Consider the following 1,601-nt stretch of genomic DNA (forward strand, 5'->3'; position numbering starts at 1 on the left):
TAATGTCTACTGAATAATAAACTATGCTTATTCTGCTGCCTTTTACAACTAATGATTGATATAATAGATGCAAGGGTTTTTATAGGATGTTAAACAAAACCTTGCACTTTTACTGAAATGAGGACAGAAACATGTATAAATCACAACCGTATTCACAAATCGCTTTCGAAGACTTCAACCAACCAATGGGACTAAAAATGAACCCGAAAAATAGATGGATTGAAAAAGCGGAATGGATCCCTTGGGCTGAACTGGAAAAAGGCTATGCCAAGAACTTTCGCAATCAAAAAGGCAATGTCGCCAAACCGCTTCGTATGGCTCTGGGTGCCCTTTTGATTCAAATAGAATACGGTTATTCTGATGAAGAGACTGTCCTTCAGATCCAAGAAAACCCTTATCTTCAATTCTTTATCGGCTTGCCCGGCTATCAAGAGGAAAAACCATTCGACTCTTCGACGATGGTTTATTTTCGCAAACGCTTGGACGCTGTTACACTGACCGAGATCAATGAAAAAATTACTGATTACGCCTTAGCCAAAGACAAAGAAAATCAAGATAACGATAACGACACTGATGACGATACAGATTCGAATGATTCAGGGAATGCCGGAACATTGATCTTAGATGCAACTTGTGCACCTCAAAAAATCAAGTATCCTACGGATACAGAACTGCTCAATGAAGCACGTACGCATGCAGAAAAGATGGTAGACGACATTTGTGAAACCAACGGATTCTCTAAGCCTCGTATGTATCGCAAGAAAGCTAGAAAAGACTATTTGTCAATTGTTCGCCGCAAAAGAAAGTCAGCCAAATGGTTGCGCCCTAAAATACGGAAGCTGCTTGGATATGTGCGCCGAGATATCGATTACATCAAAGGCTATCTCGAGCATGGAATCAAACTGAACGAGAAACAACAAAAAATATTCGAAGTTATTTGTCGTATCTATGACCAGCAGAAGGAAATGTTCGATAAAAAGACGCATTCCGTAAAAGACCGGATTGTCAGCTTTTCTCAACCATGGCTGCGACCTATTGTTCGAGGGAAAGCCAAAGCAAAAGTTGAATTCGGCGCGAAGTTAGATCTGAGTATCGATTCAAATGGGATGGCACGGATTGAAAAGACCAGTTTTGATGCCTACAATGAAGCTTCTGTGTTGGTTCAAGCTGTCCGCCGTTTCTACGATCGAAACGGACGTTATCCTGAGCGGGTTCTTGCCGACAAGATCTATCGAAATCGAGAAAACAGGTCTTACTGCAAAATACGAGGCATTCGCCTAGCCGGACCATCACTTGGTCGTCCAAAGAAAGACCAAACCAGAGACAAAGAAATCGAATATCGCGATAATGCAGATCGTGTAGAAGTTGAGCGCGGCTTCAGTTTACTGAAGCGTTGTTTCGGTATGGAAAATATCCGCACCAAACTCCGCGAAACTACCTTGACTACGATTGCCTTATCCGTCATTGCGATGAATGTAGATAACATTAATCGCAATCGCTTGCGCTCTTTTTTTGGACAACTGAAAAATCGGAAAAAAAGCTGTTTAGTTCTATTGAACTTTTCTCCATTTCAAATTAGCCCAATTGTTCAGTAGGCATTA

General features: G+C 41.2%; 1 protein-coding gene. It reads left to right on the top strand.

Features of this window, described 5'->3' with window-relative positions; translation table 11 throughout:
- Positions 1–131: 131 nt before the first annotated feature.
- Positions 132–1,595, top strand: coding sequence for an IS5 family transposase (locus BM212_RS12300; protein WP_245750984.1), 1,464 nt, complete (start codon positions 132–134; stop codon positions 1,593–1,595).
- The last annotated feature ends 6 nt before the right edge of the window (positions 1,596–1,601 follow it).

It is taken from the genome of Marinilactibacillus piezotolerans (genome assembly GCF_900114235.1).
Taxonomy (GTDB): Bacteria; Bacillota; Bacilli; order Lactobacillales; family Carnobacteriaceae_A; genus Marinilactibacillus; species Marinilactibacillus piezotolerans.

Bases quoted from the DNA above. Each gene is read 5' to 3' on its own strand.
- BM212_RS12300 (WP_245750984.1), top strand. From the start codon at position 132: ATGTATAAATCACAACCGTATTCACAAATCGCTTTCGAAGACTTCAAC.